28 protein-coding genes (1 of these 28 running past the window's edge) are annotated in these 16,909 nt (G+C 39.0%); 27 read left to right on the forward strand and 1 reads right to left on the reverse strand.

Going from position 1 to position 16,909, the window contains the following annotated elements:
- Window positions 1-10 precede the first annotated feature (10 nt).
- From rplE to BCER98_RS00845, 26 genes are all read left to right on the forward strand, one after another.
- A complete protein-coding gene (gene rplE / locus BCER98_RS00720; protein WP_011983256.1) occupies window positions 11-550 on the forward strand; it encodes a 50S ribosomal protein L5 in 540 nt (179 codons plus the stop codon).
- 33 nt (window positions 551-583) lie between these two features.
- Window positions 584-769: a 30S ribosomal protein S14 gene (gene rpsN / locus BCER98_RS00725; RefSeq protein WP_001085700.1), complete on the forward strand. Its 186-nt coding sequence runs from the start codon at window positions 584-586 to the stop codon at window positions 767-769.
- Window positions 770-798: 29 nt separating this feature from the next.
- Window positions 799-1,197 carry a 30S ribosomal protein S8 gene (rpsH, locus tag BCER98_RS00730; protein ID WP_011983257.1) on the forward strand — a complete coding sequence of 133 codons (399 nt, stop codon included), beginning with the start codon at window positions 799-801 and terminating at the stop codon, window positions 1,195-1,197.
- Between the two features lie 31 nt (window positions 1,198-1,228).
- The gene (rplF, locus tag BCER98_RS00735; RefSeq protein ID WP_011983258.1) at window positions 1,229-1,768 is read left to right on the forward strand and encodes a 50S ribosomal protein L6; all 540 of its coding nucleotides are present in this window, start codon (window positions 1,229-1,231) and stop codon (window positions 1,766-1,768) included.
- A 31-nt stretch (window positions 1,769-1,799) separates the two neighbouring features.
- Window positions 1,800-2,162: a 50S ribosomal protein L18 gene (gene rplR / locus BCER98_RS00740; RefSeq protein ID WP_011983259.1), complete on the forward strand. Its 363-nt coding sequence runs from the start codon at window positions 1,800-1,802 to the stop codon at window positions 2,160-2,162.
- Window positions 2,163-2,183: 21 nt separating this feature from the next.
- A complete protein-coding gene (gene rpsE, locus BCER98_RS00745) occupies window positions 2,184-2,684 on the forward strand; it encodes a 30S ribosomal protein S5 (RefSeq protein WP_011983260.1) in 501 nt (166 codons plus the stop codon).
- A gap of 16 nt (window positions 2,685-2,700) precedes the next feature.
- The gene (gene rpmD, locus BCER98_RS00750) at window positions 2,701-2,883 is read left to right on the forward strand and encodes a 50S ribosomal protein L30 (RefSeq protein WP_011983261.1); all 183 of its coding nucleotides are present in this window, start codon (window positions 2,701-2,703) and stop codon (window positions 2,881-2,883) included.
- A gap of 33 nt (window positions 2,884-2,916) precedes the next feature.
- Entirely contained in the window at window positions 2,917-3,357 is a 441-nt protein-coding gene (gene rplO / locus BCER98_RS00755) for a 50S ribosomal protein L15 (protein ID WP_011983262.1), read from the forward strand.
- Window positions 3,357-4,658, forward strand: a complete 1,302-nt coding sequence (gene secY, locus BCER98_RS00760) for a preprotein translocase subunit SecY (protein ID WP_011983263.1) — start codon at window positions 3,357-3,359, stop codon at window positions 4,656-4,658. Before rplO ends, secY begins: the two co-directional genes overlap by 1 nt.
- A gap of 56 nt (window positions 4,659-4,714) precedes the next feature.
- Window positions 4,715-5,365, forward strand: a complete 651-nt coding sequence (locus BCER98_RS00765) for an adenylate kinase (RefSeq protein WP_011983264.1) — start codon at window positions 4,715-4,717, stop codon at window positions 5,363-5,365.
- A complete protein-coding gene (map, locus tag BCER98_RS00770; protein WP_011983265.1) occupies window positions 5,365-6,111 on the forward strand; it encodes a type I methionyl aminopeptidase in 747 nt (248 codons plus the stop codon). Before BCER98_RS00765 ends, map begins: the two co-directional genes overlap by 1 nt.
- Before the next feature lie 68 nt (window positions 6,112-6,179).
- Window positions 6,180-6,398, forward strand: a complete 219-nt coding sequence (gene infA / locus BCER98_RS00775; RefSeq protein ID WP_001029884.1) for a translation initiation factor IF-1 — start codon at window positions 6,180-6,182, stop codon at window positions 6,396-6,398.
- A 35-nt stretch (window positions 6,399-6,433) separates the two neighbouring features.
- Window positions 6,434-6,547 carry a 50S ribosomal protein L36 gene (rpmJ, locus tag BCER98_RS00780; protein ID WP_000868344.1) on the forward strand — a complete coding sequence of 38 codons (114 nt, stop codon included), beginning with the start codon at window positions 6,434-6,436 and terminating at the stop codon, window positions 6,545-6,547.
- Between the two features lie 21 nt (window positions 6,548-6,568).
- Complete coding sequence (rpsM, locus tag BCER98_RS00785; protein ID WP_000090789.1) at window positions 6,569-6,934, forward strand: 30S ribosomal protein S13; 366 nt, start codon at window positions 6,569-6,571, stop codon at window positions 6,932-6,934.
- A gap of 24 nt (window positions 6,935-6,958) precedes the next feature.
- Window positions 6,959-7,348 carry a 30S ribosomal protein S11 gene (gene rpsK / locus BCER98_RS00790; RefSeq protein ID WP_011983266.1) on the forward strand — a complete coding sequence of 130 codons (390 nt, stop codon included), beginning with the start codon at window positions 6,959-6,961 and terminating at the stop codon, window positions 7,346-7,348.
- Between the two features lie 180 nt (window positions 7,349-7,528).
- Entirely contained in the window at window positions 7,529-8,473 is a 945-nt protein-coding gene (locus tag BCER98_RS00795; RefSeq protein WP_011983267.1) for a DNA-directed RNA polymerase subunit alpha, read from the forward strand.
- A 35-nt stretch (window positions 8,474-8,508) separates the two neighbouring features.
- Window positions 8,509-8,871, forward strand: coding sequence for a 50S ribosomal protein L17 (gene rplQ / locus BCER98_RS00800; RefSeq protein WP_000331490.1), 363 nt, complete (start codon window positions 8,509-8,511; stop codon window positions 8,869-8,871).
- Window positions 8,872-8,979: 108 nt separating this feature from the next.
- On the forward strand, window positions 8,980-9,822 hold the full coding sequence (locus BCER98_RS00805) for an energy-coupling factor ABC transporter ATP-binding protein (protein WP_011983268.1): 843 nt from the start codon (window positions 8,980-8,982) through the stop codon (window positions 9,820-9,822).
- A complete protein-coding gene (locus BCER98_RS00810) occupies window positions 9,798-10,679 on the forward strand; it encodes an energy-coupling factor ABC transporter ATP-binding protein (protein ID WP_011983269.1) in 882 nt (293 codons plus the stop codon). Before BCER98_RS00805 ends, BCER98_RS00810 begins: the two co-directional genes overlap by 25 nt.
- Window positions 10,667-11,461 (forward strand): energy-coupling factor transporter transmembrane component T family protein, encoded by a 795-nt coding sequence (locus BCER98_RS00815; RefSeq protein ID WP_011983270.1) that lies wholly within the window; start codon window positions 10,667-10,669, stop codon window positions 11,459-11,461. The genes BCER98_RS00810 and BCER98_RS00815 overlap by 13 nt, the downstream gene beginning before the upstream one ends.
- Before the next feature lie 14 nt (window positions 11,462-11,475).
- Window positions 11,476-12,219: a tRNA pseudouridine(38-40) synthase TruA gene (truA, locus tag BCER98_RS00820; RefSeq protein ID WP_011983271.1), complete on the forward strand. Its 744-nt coding sequence runs from the start codon at window positions 11,476-11,478 to the stop codon at window positions 12,217-12,219.
- A 155-nt stretch (window positions 12,220-12,374) separates the two neighbouring features.
- Window positions 12,375-12,812 carry a 50S ribosomal protein L13 gene (gene rplM / locus BCER98_RS00825; RefSeq protein WP_011983272.1) on the forward strand — a complete coding sequence of 146 codons (438 nt, stop codon included), beginning with the start codon at window positions 12,375-12,377 and terminating at the stop codon, window positions 12,810-12,812.
- 21 nt (window positions 12,813-12,833) lie between these two features.
- On the forward strand, window positions 12,834-13,226 hold the full coding sequence (gene rpsI, locus BCER98_RS00830; RefSeq protein ID WP_011983273.1) for a 30S ribosomal protein S9: 393 nt from the start codon (window positions 12,834-12,836) through the stop codon (window positions 13,224-13,226).
- A gap of 165 nt (window positions 13,227-13,391) precedes the next feature.
- Window positions 13,392-13,817 carry a DUF2521 family protein gene (locus BCER98_RS00835; RefSeq protein WP_011983274.1) on the forward strand — a complete coding sequence of 142 codons (426 nt, stop codon included), beginning with the start codon at window positions 13,392-13,394 and terminating at the stop codon, window positions 13,815-13,817.
- A gap of 66 nt (window positions 13,818-13,883) precedes the next feature.
- A complete protein-coding gene (gene cwlD / locus BCER98_RS00840) occupies window positions 13,884-14,597 on the forward strand; it encodes an N-acetylmuramoyl-L-alanine amidase CwlD (protein ID WP_011983275.1) in 714 nt (237 codons plus the stop codon).
- A 133-nt stretch (window positions 14,598-14,730) separates the two neighbouring features.
- On the forward strand, window positions 14,731-15,795 hold the full coding sequence (locus tag BCER98_RS00845; RefSeq protein ID WP_011983276.1) for an Mrp/NBP35 family ATP-binding protein: 1,065 nt from the start codon (window positions 14,731-14,733) through the stop codon (window positions 15,793-15,795).
- Between the two features lie 173 nt (window positions 15,796-15,968).
- On the opposite strand, the gene gerD is transcribed toward BCER98_RS00845, so the two are convergent.
- Entirely contained in the window at window positions 15,969-16,580 is a 612-nt protein-coding gene (gene gerD / locus BCER98_RS00850; RefSeq protein ID WP_011983277.1) for a spore germination lipoprotein GerD, read from the reverse strand.
- Between the two features lie 138 nt (window positions 16,581-16,718).
- Between gerD and BCER98_RS00855 the strand changes: the two genes are divergently transcribed.
- On the forward strand, window positions 16,719-16,909 hold the start of the coding sequence (locus tag BCER98_RS00855; protein ID WP_011983278.1) for a KinB-signaling pathway activation protein. It continues 424 nt past the right edge of the window; only the first 191 of its 615 coding nucleotides appear in the window; the start codon lies at window positions 16,719-16,721; the stop codon falls past the right edge of the window.

The raw sequence follows: 16,909 nt of genomic DNA on the forward strand, positions 1-16,909 counted from the left end.
GGTCACTTCATTGAATCGCCTTAAAGAGAAGTTCCAAAAGGAAATTACTCCTGCTCTAATGAGCAAGTTTAACTATAAATCTGTAATGCAAGTACCAAAAATCGAGAAAATCGTAATCAACGTTGGTGTTGGTGATGCGGTACAAAACTCTAAAGCATTAGACAATGCTGTAGAAGAATTAACTCAAATCGCAGGTCAAAAACCTGTAATCACTCGCGCTAAAAAATCTATCGCAGGTTTCCGTCTTCGTGAAGGAATGCCAATCGGTGCGAAAGTTACTTTACGCGGTGAACAAATGTATGAGTTCTTCGACAAATTAGTAACAGTTTCTTTACCACGTGTACGTGATTTCCGTGGTGTATCTAAGAAATCTTTCGATGGTCGTGGTAACTATACATTAGGTGTTAAAGAGCAACTTATTTTCCCTGAGATCGATTATGATAAAGTAAGCAAAGTCCGCGGTATGGACATCGTAATCGTTACAACAGCGAACACTGATGAAGAAGCTCGTGAACTTTTAACACAATTCGGTATGCCATTCCAAAAATAATGGAAGCCAACGCTAAGTAGAGGAGGCGAAAACGTGGCTAAAAAATCTATGATTGCGAAACAAAAGCGTACTCCTAAGTTTAAAGTACAAGAGTATACACGTTGCGAGCGCTGCGGTCGTCCGCATTCTGTATACCGCAAATTTAAACTTTGCCGTATTTGTTTCCGTGAACTTGCATATAAAGGTCAAATTCCTGGTGTTAAAAAAGCTAGTTGGTAAAACCCACAATTGGGAAGGAGGTAAAACACATGGTGATGACAGATCCGATTGCAGATATGCTTACTCGCATCCGTAATGCGAACATGGTACGTCATGAGAAATTAGAGGTTCCTGCTTCTAAGATCAAAAAAGAAATTGCTGAACTTTTAAAACGTGAAGGTTTCATTCGTGATGTGGAATACATCGAGGATAACAAACAAGGTATCCTACGTATTTTCTTAAAATATGGTGCGAACAATGAACGTGTAATCACTGGATTAAAACGTATCAGTAAACCTGGCTTACGCGTATACGCAAAAGCTGATGAAGTACCACGTGTACTTAACGGATTAGGTATTGCACTTCTTTCTACATCTAAGGGCGTAATGACAGACAAAGATGCTCGTCAATTACAAACTGGTGGAGAAGTAGTAGCATACGTTTGGTAATTAATATTGAAACGAACGGAGGTGTGACCACATGTCTCGTATTGGTAAAAAGATTCTTGAAATCCCTGCAGGTGTTACTCTTACTGTAGCAGAAGATAATACTGTAACTGTAAAAGGACCTAAGGGTGAATTAACTCGTACTTTCAATGCTGATATGGTTATCAAAGTTGAAGAAAACATCTTAACAGTAGAGCGTCCATCTGAACAGAAGGAACACCGTGCACTTCACGGTACAACTCGTGCTTTACTAGGAAACATGGTTGAAGGTGTAACTACAGGTTTTGCACGCGGTCTTGAATTAGTCGGTGTCGGTTACCGTGCTCAAAAACAAGGCAACAAGCTTGTATTAAACGTAGGTTACTCTCACCCAGTTGAGATTACTCCAGAAGCAGGCATCGAAATTGAAGTTCCTGCTCCAACAAAAGTTATCGTTAAAGGTATCAGCAAAGAACGCGTTGGTGCTTTAGCTGCAAACATTCGTGCTGTACGTGCTCCAGAACCTTACAAAGGTAAAGGGATTCGTTACGAAGGCGAAGTTGTTCGTCGTAAAGAAGGTAAAACTGCTAAGTAAGCCCGTTAGGTGAAAGAAAGGAGTGACAAGAATGATCACTAAAGCTGATAAAAATGCGACTCGTAAGAAAAGACATGCACGTGTACGTGCAAAACTTACTGGTACTGCAGAGCGTCCACGCTTAAACGTGTTCCGTTCAAACCAACACATTTACGCTCAAGTTATTGATGATGTAAAAGGTGTAACGTTAGTAAGTGCATCTACTCTTGATAAGGACCTTGCTCTTAACGGTACAGGCAACATTGAAGCTGCTACGAAAGTTGGCGAATTAGTTGCTAAGCGTGCTGTAGAGAAGGGTGTTAAAGAAGTAGTATTTGATCGCGGTGGTTATTTATACCATGGCCGTGTTAAAGCTCTAGCTGAAGCTGCTCGTGAGGCTGGATTACAATTTTAATGGTCAAAGGAGGGAAAATTGATGCGTCGCATTGACCCAAGCAAATTAGAACTTGAAGAACGTGTAGTTACGATAAACCGTGTTGCGAAAGTTGTTAAGGGTGGTCGTCGTTTCCGCTTTGCTGCACTAGTTGTAGTTGGTGATAAGAACGGTCACGTTGGATTCGGTACTGGTAAAGCTCAAGAGGTACCAGATGCTATTCGCAAAGCTATCGAAGATGCTAAGAAAAACTTAATCGAAGTACCTTTAGTTGGTACATCAATTCCACACGAAATCATCGGACATTTCGGTGCTGGTGAAGTATTCCTAAAACCTGCTGCTGAAGGTACTGGGGTTATCGCTGGTGGACCAGTACGTGCGGTTCTTGAGTTAGCTGGTGTACAAGATATTCTTTCTAAATCTCTTGGTTCTAACACACCAATTAACATGATTCGCGCTACTGTGAACGGATTAAGCGAACTTAAGCGTGCTGAAGAAGTAGCAAAATTACGTGGTAAATCTGTAGAAGAGCTACTAGGTTAAGAAGGAGGGAAAACAAATGGCGAAAAAGTTAGAAATTACCCTCACTCGTAGTGTAATTGGTCGTCCACAAGATCAACGTGCGACTGTAGAAGCTTTAGGTCTTAAAAAGTTGAATGCAACTGTAGTTAAGGAAGAGACTCCTGCTATTCTTGGTATGATCAACAAAGTTTCTCACCTTGTAACTGTAAAAGAAGCTTAAGGATAACTCATTAATATAAGGAGGTGCCTGGGAATGAAACTTCATGAATTAAAACCTGCAGAAGGTTCTCGTAAAGTACGCAACCGTGTCGGTCGCGGTATCGGTTCTGGAAACGGTAAAACTGCTGGTAAAGGTCATAAAGGACAAAACGCTCGTTCTGGTGGCGGTGTTCGTCTTGGCTTTGAAGGTGGTCAAACTCCATTATTCCGTCGTTTACCAAAACGCGGCTTCACAAACATTAACCGTAAAGAGTTTGCTATCGTAAACTTAGCGGCATTAAATCGTTTTGAAGATGGTACAGAAGTAACACCTGAATTATTACTGGAAACTGGCGTTATCAGTAAATTAAACGACGGTGTTAAAGTTCTTGCAAGCGGAGCAGTTGAGAAAAAATTAACTGTTAAAGCGCACAAGTTCTCTTCAAGTGCTAAAGAAGCAATTGAAGCAGCTGGCGGAACAGTTGAGGTGATCTAATGTTTCGTACAATCTCCAACTTTATGCGCGTTGCTGAGATAAGACGTAAAATATTTTTCACTTTAGCGATGTTAATCGTTTTTAGAATTGGCACGTTTATCCCAGTGCCATTTACAAATGGAGACGTACTAAAAGCACAAGATCAGTTAAATGCATTAGGAATCCTAAATACATTTGGCGGTGGAGCTTTGAAAAATTTCTCCATCTTTGCGATGGGAATCATGCCGTATATCACAGCATCCATCATCGTGCAGTTATTGCAGATGGATGTTGTTCCTAAATTTGCGGAATGGTCAAAACAAGGCGAAATGGGTCGTCGTAAATTAACGCAATTCACGCGTTATTTTACAATTGTTCTTGCTTTTATTCAGGCGTTTGGTATGTCAATCGGTTTTAACGGTATGGTAGGTGGACAGTTAATTTTGAATCCAGGTTGGGGAACTTATTTATACATTGCAACGGTACTAACTGCTGGTACTGCATTTTTAATGTGGTTAGGTGAACAGATTACAGCTAAAGGTGTAGGTAATGGTATTTCCATCTTAATCTTTGCTGGTATTGCCGCGGCGATCCCAAATGTATTATCACAAGTTTACTTACAACAGTTTCAAAATGTCGGAGATCAACTGTTCATGAGTATCGTTAAAGTCGTATTGATTTTACTAGCTGTGTTAGCAGTGGTTGTGGGTGTTATTTACATCCAGCAAGCTGTTAGAAAGATCCCAATTCAATATGCGAAGCGTGTAACAGGAGGAAATGGTAGTTATGCTGGAGCACAAAACACACATTTACCACTTAAGGTAAATAGTGCGGGTGTTATTCCAGTAATTTTTGCTGTTTCGTTCTTGATTACGCCTCCAACTATTGCACAGTTCTTCCCAAAACACGATATATCGCAGTGGATTATCGCAAACTTTAACTATTCTCACCCTGTGGGAATGATTGTATATGTAGCGCTCATAGTGGCTTTCACATATTTCTATGCATTTGTTCAAGTTAATCCAGAGCAAATGTCAGAGAACCTAAACAAGCAAGGTGGATATGTTCCAGGTATTCGTCCGGGTAAGAATACAGAACAATATCTAACAAAAATCTTGTATCGTTTGACCTTTGTAGGATCTATTTTCCTAGCAGCGATTGCAATCCTTCCAGTTATCTTTACGAAACTGGGAAATCTTCCGCCGTCTGCACAGATTGGTGGAACGAGTATGTTGATCGTTGTCGGCGTTGCTTTAGAAACAATGAAGCAGCTAGAAAGCCAACTGGTAAAACGCCATTACAAAGGGTTTATCAAACAGTGAGTAAGTGATGGGAAGAGAATGTCTTCCCTACATGCTCATTATGAGGGGGAACAAAGATGAACTTAATTCTAATGGGGCTTCCTGGTGCTGGTAAAGGTACACAAGCCGAACAGATTGTTGCCAAGTATAACATCCCTCACATTTCAACAGGTGATATGTTCCGTGCAGCTATGAAGGCTGAAACTGAACTTGGTTTGCAAGCTAAATCTTTTATTGATAAAGGAGCGCTTGTTCCAGATGAGGTTACAATCGGAATCGTTCGTGAACGTTTGAGTCAAGAAGACTGCAAGAAAGGTTTCTTGCTAGATGGGTTCCCACGAACAGTTGCACAAGCATCTGCGCTTGAAGAAATTATGAAAGATCTTGGCAAAAAAATCGACTATGTTTTAAACATTAATGTGGATTCAGGATTGCTGTTAAAACGTCTTACAGGCCGTCGCATTTGTAAAGAGTGCGGTGCGACTTACCACTTAGAATTCAATCCGCCAGCAAAAGCTGACGTATGTGATAAATGTGGTGGCGAATTATATCAACGCTCTGATGACAATGAAGAGACTGTAGCAAATCGTTTAGAAGTAAACATTAAGCAAACAAAACCATTGCTTGATTTCTACGAGGAGCTGGGTTACTTACAAAGCATTAATGGTGAGCAAGATATCAATAAAGTATTTGCTGATATCGATGTTCTCATCGGAGGCTTAGCGTAATGATCATTTGCAAAACTCCTCGCGAGATAGAAATCATGCGAGAGGCTGGCAAGGTCGTTGCTTTAACTCATCAAGAGTTGAAAAAGCATATTGCTCCAGGAATTACAACGAAAGAGCTCGATCAAATAGCGGAAAAGACGATTCGAAAATATGGTGCTACGCCATCTTTTAAAGGATACAACGGATTTCCGGGAAGCATATGTGCTTCTGTAAATGAAGAGCTTGTACACGGGATTCCAGGAAAGCGCAAGCTCCAAGAAGGCGATATCATCAGTATCGATATTGGTGCGAAATACAATGGATATCATGGAGATTCTGCATGGACGTATCCAGTAGGAAACATTTCTGAATCTGTTCAAAAGCTACTTGATGTCACAGAAAAATCGTTGTATCTTGGTTTAGAACAAGTAAAACCAGGCGAAAGATTATCTAACGTCTCACATGCGATTCAAACGTATGTTGAAGAGAATGGGTTGTCGATCGTTCGGGAGTATGTTGGTCACGGAATCGGGCAAGACTTACATGAGGATCCGCAAATTCCGCACTATGGTCCACCAAATCAAGGCCCTAGATTAAAGCCGGGAATGGTCATCTGTATTGAACCGATGGTGAACCAAGGAAGACGATATGTAAAAACACTATCTGATGACTGGACAGTGGTAACGGTAGATGGTAAATGGTGTGCCCATTTTGAGCACACGATTGCTCTTACAGAAGCAGGATACGAAATCCTTACCACTTTATAAGTAGCTGGCTCTCCGGGATTTCAGAACAGTGTAAAATGTTACTGATTTGAAGAAGGGAGAACTATTGAATGGCGAAAGATGATGTAATTGAAGTCGAAGGTACCGTTCTTGAAACGTTGCCAAATGCTATGTTCAAAGTAGAATTAGAGAATGGGCATGTCGTATTGGCTCACGTTTCTGGTAAAATCCGTATGAACTTCATTCGTATTTTACCAGGAGACAAAGTTACGGTAGAATTATCTCCGTACGATTTAAATCGTGGTCGTATTACGTACCGCTTTAAATAATATAGCACTCCGTAATCTTTAAGGAGGTTCGAGACATGAAAGTAAGACCGTCAGTTAAACCAATCTGCGAAAAATGTAAAGTTATTCGTAGACGTGGAAAAGTAATGGTTATTTGTGAAAACCCTAAACATAAACAAAAACAAGGTTAATCTGAAGGAGGTGTATTCGGAATGGCACGTATCGCAGGTGTAGATATTCCTCGTGACAAACGCGTTGTTATTTCTTTAACTTACGTATTCGGCATTGGTCGTACTACTGCTGAAAAAATTCTTGCTGAAGCTGGTGTTTCTGAAGAAACACGAGTTCGTGACTTAACGGAAGATGAATTAGGACGTATCCGTGATATCATCGATCGTATCAAAGTTGAAGGTGATCTTCGTCGTGAAGTATCTCTTAACATTAAACGTCTAATGGAGATCGGTTCTTACCGTGGTCTTCGTCACCGTCGTGGTTTACCAGTTCGTGGTCAAAACTCTAAAAACAATGCTCGTACACGTAAAGGTCCACGTCGTACAGTAGCAAATAAAAAGAAATAATAAGTAAAGGAGGTTGAACTAACTATGGCACGTAAAACAAACACTCGTAAAAAACGTGTGAAAAAGAATATTGAGACTGGTGTAGCTCATATTCGTTCTACTTTCAATAACACAATCGTAACACTTACAGATACTCATGGTAACGCAATTTCTTGGTCTAGTGCTGGTGCACTTGGTTTCCGTGGATCTCGTAAATCTACTCCATTCGCTGCGCAAATGGCTGCTGAAACTGCTGCTAAAGCTGCAATGGAGCACGGTTTAAAATCTTTAGAGGTTACTGTAAAAGGTCCTGGTGCTGGTCGTGAAGCAGCAATTCGTGCTCTTCAAGCTGCAGGTCTAGAAGTAACAGCAATTAGAGATGTTACTCCAGTTCCTCATAATGGATGTCGTCCACCAAAACGTCGTCGTGTATAATTTTTCTGTATAGAATTTTCCCTTTTGTCTATAATGGATATGATGCCTTATCGAGAAATTTCGTACAGAAACATCGCTTGTTGTGCACAATCGGGAACTGCCTAAGGGGGACTTTCGGTTAAACAGAGGTTTTCCCTTTGTTTAACCGAGGTTTCGACGTTTTGAAGGAGGGTTTAGTTAATGATTGAAATTGAAAAACCGAAAATCGAAACGGTTGAACTTAACGAAGATGCTAAGTATGGTAAATTCGTAATTGAACCGCTTGAGCGTGGGTATGGTACTACTTTGGGTAACTCCTTACGTCGTATTCTTTTATCCTCACTCCCTGGTGCCGCTGTAACTGCTATCCAAATCGATGGCGTATTACACGAATTTTCAACAGTTGAGGGCGTAGTAGAGGACGTTACAACGATCATCTTAAACTTGAAAAAGTTAGCTCTTAAAATTTACTCTGACGAAGAGAAGACGTTGGAAATCGACGTACAGGGCGAAGGTATTGTCACAGCTGCTGATATTACTCACGATAGTGATGTTGAGATCTTAAATCCAGATTTATACATTGCGACGTTAGCAAAGGATGCGCATTTCCGCGTGCGTTTAACTGCAAAGCGTGGCCGTGGGTATACGCCAGCTGATGCAAATAAAAGCGAAGATCAACCAATAGGAGTTATTCCTATTGATTCTATTTATACTCCAGTGTCACGTGTAACTTACCAAGTGGAAAAGACACGTGTTGGACAAGTGGCAAATTATGATAAGCTTACGCTTGATGTATGGACGGATGGAAGCATCGGGCCAAAAGAAGCTATCTCTTTAGGAGCCAAAATCTTAACAGAGCATTTAAATATCTTTGTTGGTTTAACTGATGAAGCACAAAATGCTGAGATTATGGTTGAGAAGGAAGAAGATCAAAAAGAAAAAGTTCTTGAAATGACTATTGAAGAACTTGATCTTTCTGTTCGTTCTTATAATTGCTTAAAACGTGCAGGAATTAATACTGTACAAGAGCTTGCGAATAAAACAGAAGAAGATATGATGAAAGTTCGTAACTTAGGACGTAAATCCTTAGAAGAAGTTAAGCATAAACTTGAAGAATTAGGTTTAGGTTTACGTAAAGACGACTGAGGATTTAATTTCATCAACAAAGGAGGGAACTACGAATGGCATACAGAAAATTAGGCCGTACAAGTGCGCAACGTAAAGCTATGTTACGTGACTTAGCTACTGATTTAATTATCAATGAGCGCATTCAAACGACAGAGACTCGTGCAAAAGAACTTCGTTCTGTAGTGGAAAAAATGATCACTTTAGGTAAACGCGGAGATCTTCATGCTCGTCGTCAAGCAGCAGCTTTCATTCGTAATGAAGTTGCTAACGCTGAGACTGGTCAAGATGCACTTCAAAAACTTTTCGCTGATGTAGCTCCACGCTATGCTGAGCGTCAAGGCGGATACACTCGTATTGCAAAAATTGGTCCACGTCGTGGAGACGCAGCACCAATGGTAATTATCGAGTTAGTATAATGATAATTAAAAGGGCAGGACAGTTCTTTTCAAGTAACTGGTCGTGGCCCTTTTTTTTTAATAAATATAAGGATGAGGCTAACTCGAAAAAAGAAAGGGTGCCTTATATTGAAAAGAGAGAAACTTCGTGTGCAAAATGTATCATTTCAATATCCTGGGGCGACTGCTTATGCGTTAAAAGATGTATCCTTTTCTCTCAATGAGGGAGAATGGGTGTCTGTCATTGGACAAAATGGTTCAGGAAAATCTACTCTTGCAAAACTACTAAATGGCTTGTTTTTACCGGAATCAGGTACGATTACAGTAAATGGTACAATGGCTTTATCTGAGGAAACAGTATGGGACATTCGAAAGCAAATTGGTATGGTTTTTCAAAATCCAGACAATCAATTTGTAGGTACAACAGTGCAAGATGACGTTGTATTTGGGCTTGAGAATATTGGTATGCCTAGAGAACAGATGGTAGAACGAATGAAACAGGCATTGCATTTAGTTAGAATGGAAGAGTTCTTGCATGAGGAGCCGCATTCATTATCTGGTGGTCAAAAGCAACGTGTTGCAATAGCGGGAATTTTAGCTCTTCAGCCATCGATTTTAATATTGGATGAGGCAACATCAATGTTGGACCCAAAAGGACGCGTTGAAGTTGTTGAGACTGTGAGACAGCTTGTGGATGAAAAGGGAATTACAGTTTTATCTATTACACATGATTTAGAAGAAGCTGCACAGTCGGATCGTATTATTGTTTTAAACAAGGGAGAAATATTAGAGGAAGGGACACCACAAAAAATTTTTAAATCGTCTCATATGCTCAAGGAAATTGGTTTAGATGTACCTTTTTCAGTAAAAATAGCAGAATTATTAAAAAGAAGTGAAATTCCACTGCAAAACACGCATCTTACAATGGAAAGTTTGGTGAACGAACTTTGGAGATTACATTCCAAAAGGTAGAACATCGTTATCAATATAAGACTCCCTTTGAAAGACGCGCGCTTTATGATGTAGACGTGTCATTTCCAAGTGGGGGATACTATGCGATTATCGGTCATACTGGTTCTGGTAAATCAACGATGATTCAACATTTAAATGGCTTGTTGCAGCCAACACATGGTACAGTTCGAATTGGGGAACATATGATTTCATCTCAAAAAAAAGCTAAAAAACTCAAGCCGCTACGCAAAAAAGTAGGGGTTGTCTTTCAGTTTCCAGAACATCAGTTATTTGAGGAAACAGTTGAGAAGGATATTTGTTTTGGTCCTTCAAATTTTGGCGTATCGGAAGCAGAAGCAAAGAAAAAGGCAAAATATGCGATCGAACTTGTTGGACTGGATCCAGAATTATTAGCACGTTCTCCATTTGAATTAAGCGGTGGACAAATGAGACGCGTTGCAATAGCAGGTGTACTTGCGATGGAACCAGAAGTACTTGTATTAGACGAACCCACAGCAGGACTTGATCCGAAAGGGCAGCATGAGCTTATGGAGATGTTTTATACACTTCATAAGGAGAAGGGACTGACAGTCATTCTTGTTACTCATAATATGGAGGATGCTGCAAAATACGCAGATCAAATCGTGGTTATGCATAAAGGAACGGTCTTTTTGCAAGGAAGAGCGGAGGAAGTATTTTCACATGCAAATGAATTAGAGCAAATCGGTGTGGATCTTCCAATGTCTTTAAAGTATAAACGTGCAATTGAAGAGAAGTTTGGTATTTCGATTCCAAAGGCTACCTTATCTTTAGAGGATCTTACTCATGAAGTTGTACAGGTATTACGAAAAGGTGGTCATGAATCATGCAGCAGTTGATTATTGGGAGATATATTCCAGGCAAGTCACTCATTCATCAACTTGATCCGCGTACGAAGCTATTAATTGTTTTTCTGTATGTATTTGTTGTCTTTTTAGCAAATAATGCGATTTCATATGGATTTTTATTCTTGTATGCACTCATTGCTTTATTTTTTGCAAAAGTGCCGATTCGTTATGTACTTTCGGGCTTAAAACCAATTTTATGGATTTTTCTTTTCGCATTTTTCTTGCATATTTTTACAAATAAAGAAGGAGATGTACTACTTCAGCTTGGTTGGTTTTCAATATATGAAAAAGGTTTAGAGCAAGGGATATATATTTCAATACGCTTTGTTGTCATTATTTTAATGACAACTTTACTAACGTTAACGACTACACCTATTGAGATTACAGATGGGATGGAAACATTATTAAAGCCATTGAAGCGTCTTAAAGTTCCTGTTCATGAAATTGCATTAATGATGTCTATTTCTCTCCGATTTATTCCAACATTGATGGATGAGACGAGTAAAATTATGAAAGCACAAGCATCCCGTGGTATTGACTTTGCTGGTGGTCCGATAAAAGATCGGTTAAAAGCAATTATTTCTTTACTTGTTCCTCTTTTTATTAGTGCCTTTAAGCGTGCTGAAGATTTAGCTATCGCAATGGAAGCTCGTGGGTATCAAAGTGGTGAGGGACGTACGAAATTTAGGCAACTACGCTGGAAAACAAGTGATACTGTAACATTAATAAGCTTATTTTGCTTGGCGTGTATTCTAGTATGGGTAAGATCATAATGGAGAGTAGAAAGATGGAAAGAATAAAGTGTACAGTTGCATATGATGGGATTAACTTTTGTGGATATCAAATCCAACCGCAGCATCGTACTGTGCAACAAGAAATTGAAAAGGCTTTGCAAAAGTTGCACAAAGGAGAACTTGTTCGTGTACAGGCGTCAGGAAGAACAGACTCTACTGTTCATGCAAAAGGACAAGTAATTCATTTTGATACACCATTGTCTCTTGAAGAATGGCAGTGGGGGAACGCTTTAAATACATTATTGCCAGACGATATTGTAATTGTACAAGTAGAGAAGAAAACGGAAGAGTTCCATGCGCGTTATGGCGTTGTAAAAAAGGAATATCGTTACCGTGTATTATTATCTAAAACGGCGGATGTATTCCGTAGAAATTATGTATATCAGTATCCATATCCAATTGATATTCAATTGATAAGAAAAGCTATCCCTTATTTTATCGGGACACATGATTTCACATCATTTTGTTCGGCGAAGACTGATAAAAAAGATAAAGTGCGAACAATTTATGAGATAGATTTATTCGAACAAGGTGATGAATTGGTTTTTCGCTTTGTTGGTAATGGTTTTTTATATAATATGGTTAGAATCATTGTCGGAACGCTACTTAGCGTAGGGCAAGGAAAGGTTGATCCAGATAGTATTCCAGAGATTTTAGCTAAGCAAGATCGACGCTTTGCGGGAAAGATGGTACCAGGTCATGGTCTTTATTTATGGCAGGTAAACTATAACAACTAATCCTGGTGTAACATTTGCTTGACATTAGATTCTCAAAACGATATCATAACATATGGTATTGTTTCTAAAACCACGATTAGCCCCGGAAGGAAGTCGTGTTTAAGATAAACAATAGATTTTTTCTATGAAAAGATAATCGAGTAGGAGGGAAACAAATGCGTACAACTTTTATGGCAAAAGCTAACGAAGTTGAGCGTAAATGGTATGTGGTTGACGCTGAAGGTCAAACTTTAGGTCGCCTTGCTAGTGAAGTAGCATCCATTTTACGTGGTAAACACAAACCAACATTTACACCACACGTTGACACTGGTGATCATGTAATTATTATTAACGCTGAGAAAGTTCACTTAACAGGTAATAAATTAAACGATAAAATTTACTACCGTCACACTCAACATCCAGGTGGACTTAAGCAAAGAACAGCTCTAGAAATGCGTACAAACTATCCTGTACAAATGTTAGAGCTTGCAATTAAAGGCATGCTTCCAAAAGGACGCCTAGGACGTCAAATGTCTAAGAAATTAAACGTGTATGCTGGAGCTGAGCATCCACATCAAGCACAAAAACCAGAAGTTTACGAACTTCGCGGATAATTAATTAAAGGAGGGCTTACTTTGGCACAGGTTCAATACTATGGTACTGGACGTCGTAAGAGTTCAGTAGCACGCGTACGCCTAGTTCCAGGCGAAGGACGCGTTATCATTAACGGTCGTGATTTTGAAAACTACATTCCATTTGCTGCATTACGTGAAGTAGTAAAACAACCTTTAGTTGCAACAGAAACTTTAGGTAACTACGATGTACTTGTAAACGTAAATGGTGGTGGATACACTGGTCAAGCTGGTGCAATCCGTCACGGTATCGCTCGCGCTTTACTAAAAGCTGATCCAGAATATCGTTTAACATTAAAACGTGCAGGTCTATTAACTCGTGACGCACGTATGAAAGAGCGTAAAAAATACGGTCTTAAAGGCGCACGTCGTGCACCTCAGTTCTCAAAACGTTAATTTTTGCGAACTTCAAACCCCAACCATTTGGTTGGGGTTTTTATTTTATCTTGATGAATTTCATCGTTCTTTTTTGTGCTTGGAATATTTTAGTGTAACCTTCCTGCGTATGCTTCTTCTGTAGAAGTTTAGACTAATACGTAATTAGGGAGGTTTAGAAGTACTATGAATGTCATTGTTGGTTTGCAAGAAAGACAAAAAGAAAAACAATTAAGGTATGAACGTAAGATGTTAAGAGAACTTTCACTAAAATCGTTGCGTTCCAATATTCATGATGCTTTTCATAGACAGGAGTTTCATCGGCAATATGAGGATTATTGTATTGAATTAGGAATTGAGTCGTATTTGCTAGGTGCAAGGTATAGTAAATTTGGTTATTATGGTGAATCTTTTTTTGATGTGAAAGATAGATCTTTAGAAGAAGAACAGCAGTTAACAGAAATGTTATTTCTTTTTTTAATGAATATGACGATGCGAGAAGAAGTAGAAGATAAGAATTTGCTTTATAAATCTTGTGAGCAATTTATTAGTGCCTGGTGGCGAGAAGGCTACGAGAAAGGTGAAAGAAGATATCGTTTAAAGTTGTATTAAGAGAAGCATAAACTTTCCTCTTGTCCCATATAAGTAATTAGAGGGACTAGCTGGAGGAGGAAAGGTATGAAGAGAATTCGAATAATCTCTTTAGTGCTAGCTGCGATTATATTGTTTTTCTTGATAAAACAGGAATTGCAAATTACAAAGTCGTGGCGGGCCTGGAATTTACCCCTATCAGGAAAGGTAATTGTGCTTGATGCTGGACATGGTGGGCCAGATGGGGGAGCGGTTGGTGGGAAAGATATTGTAGAAAAAAATATTACACTTGAAATTACAAAAATGCTGCAAGACTACTTACAGGAACAAGGGGCTTTGGTGATTTTAACGAGAGAAGGAGACTATGATTTAGCCGATAAAGATACAAAATCGTATAGTAGGCGTAAGGCAGAAGATTTAAAAAAACGTGTAGCAATGATTAATAAGCCAGATGTGGATTTTTTTGTGAGTATTCATTTGAACGCTTTGCCTAGTAATAGCTCAAAGGGAGCGCAAACATTTTATCACCGCTCTTTGCTTGAAAATGAACGAGCGGCAAAGTTTATACAAGCTGAACTGCGAACGAGCTTAGAGAATACGAACCGTTCCGCTAAAACAATTTCGCATGTCTATTTACTTAAGTATGCTAAGACTCCAGGTACATTGGTTGAGGCTGGTTTCTTATCAAATGTAAATGAAAGGTATATGTTAAATTCGGAAAAATATCAGCAAAAAGTAGCAGCTGCTATTTATCGCGGGATTTTGCGCTATTTCACAGAAAAAGGAAACCCTCCTGAATGAGGAGGGTTTTTGCGTTTCTCTCATTAACGAAGTTTTCGGAAAATATGTTATACTGGAAATGTAAACGCATTTATTTGAAGGAAAAGAGGATAAACCCAATTTATTTCACATCATACGGGGGGCTAGGCGAATTATGGTAACAAAAGAGCAAGTAGTGAAGGTGCTTGAAGGGATTACTGATCCATTTCTACATAAAACATTAAAAGAAACGAACGCAATTCAAGAAGTAACTGTTAAATCTGAGAAGGGTCATGTAAGTATAAAAATTGCGATTGTAAAAACGGGAACGGCTGAACAAATGCAGCTACAAGCAGCGATTGTTAAACTGATTAAAGAACTTGGAGCTGCAACAGTTGGCTTGCGTTTTGCTGAATTTACTGAGGAAGAGTTAGCGCAGTTTGCTCCACCGGAAGATCAAGAGAATGAATCATTACTTTCACCACATTCCAAAACAACATTTATAGCTGTTGCGAGTGGAAAAGGTGGCGTAGGAAAATCAACGGTTTCTGTTAACCTCGCGATTGCATTAGCGCGTCTAGGGAAAAAAGTAGGGATTATTGATGCTGATATTTATGGTTTTAGTGTACCGGATATGATGGGGATCGAGAAACGCCCTGTTGTAAGAGGAGATAAAATTATTCCTGTAGAAAGATTAGGAGTGAAAGTAATTTCTATGGGATTCTTTGTGGAAGATAATGCACCTGTCATTTGGCGTGGGCCAATGCTCGGCAAAATGTTAAATCACTTTTTCACAGAAGTGGAATGGGGAGATTTGGATTACTTAGTATTAGATTTACCACCAGGAACTGGAGATGTAGCTTTAGATGTACACACAATGCTACCATCTTGTAAAGAAATTATTGTAACAACACCTCATCCGACCGCTGCATTTGTAGCAGCTCGCGCAGGTGCAATGGCACTCCGGACAGAACATAGTATTCTTGGTGTTATTGAAAATATGGCATACTTTGAAAGTAAAGTAACTGGGGAAAAAGAATATGTATTTGGAAAAGGTGGAGGAGATAAATTAGCCGCTGAATTACAAACAGAAGTGCTAGGGCGAATTCCGCTTCAACAACCGGATTGGAACAAAGAAGATTTTGCGCCATCAGTATATGAAGACACGCATAAAACAGGAATCATTTATCGAACAATAGCTGAACAAGTAATTGAAAAGACTTCAGTAAAACAAAGCTAATAAAAGTAGGATAAAAAATCCCCCCCGTTATTGTAGATTGCGGGGGGATTTTTAGTCATTTAAATAAGAAGTGAAATATAGGTTTATCCCGCTATTTTAGGGCAGCCCGATTGGTGAGGGTTCATAATCAGCGGAGGATGAAGAGAATTCCCACTGATTGAAGTTTCACTTTATTATTTTTGTTCTTTGCCCTCCTCTTCTTCCTCGCCACTTTCTTTTTTCTTAGCTCCATTTTCTGTTTCAGCTTTTTTAACTCCTTTGCTAATGATATCAATCATTTTAGCTTGGAAGAGTGGACTTTCTGCTGTTTCATTCAATACTTGTTGTAAATATTGACGATATTCTTTGCTCTTCATTGTTTGTTGCATCATTTTTTCTACTTCAGGATTTTTCATAATCTCTATAATTCCTGCTTGATATTCAGGGTCTTTTAACAAAGTTTTCATTAAGTTTGTTTGTTCTTTCCCCATGCTTTTCGCAAACTTAGCTGAAAACTCAGGGTCCTTAAATAACTTTTCCCAAAATTGTTGCCCTTTATCGGATACCATTGCATCTTCAATTGTCTTTTTTACTACTGTTTCGTCTAATATGAGTGCCTGTTTCATTTTTTCATCGGTTAATACATCTTGAATGGCTTTCTTTCCCTGATCTGTTTTTAAAATATCAACAATCATTTTTTTTGTTTGATCATAATCCAGTTCTGTTTTTGCTTCTTCTCCCTGTGCACATGCTACAAGGGAAAGAGACAGGAACAAAGAAATTAAAATGAGCAGCATCCGTTTCATAACTAGGAGCTCCTTTCAACGCAGTTCTCCTTTTTAATATAAATATCTTTAAGGAATTTATACATGATCATGGGTAGCTTTTTGAAATTGTGATTGATACAATTTAAATAGAAATATACGAATAATGGGGGATGTGTTGTGAATAGCCGAAAGTGGGTACGATTGTTTTTTACGACGTTGCTTCTTGGTGGAATTAGCACAATCTTTATTGGTTTTATTCTAGAATGGGACAAGTACGCTAAATTTTTTCAAGATTTTGACGGAAAGGAGATTTTGGCAGTTGCTTTCTGGTTAATGGGGGTAGGCTTTATCTTTAGTGTAATAAGCCA

The sequence above is a fragment of the Bacillus cytotoxicus NVH 391-98 genome (assembly GCF_000017425.1).
Lineage (GTDB): Bacteria > Bacillota > Bacilli > Bacillales > Bacillaceae_G > Bacillus_A > Bacillus_A cytotoxicus.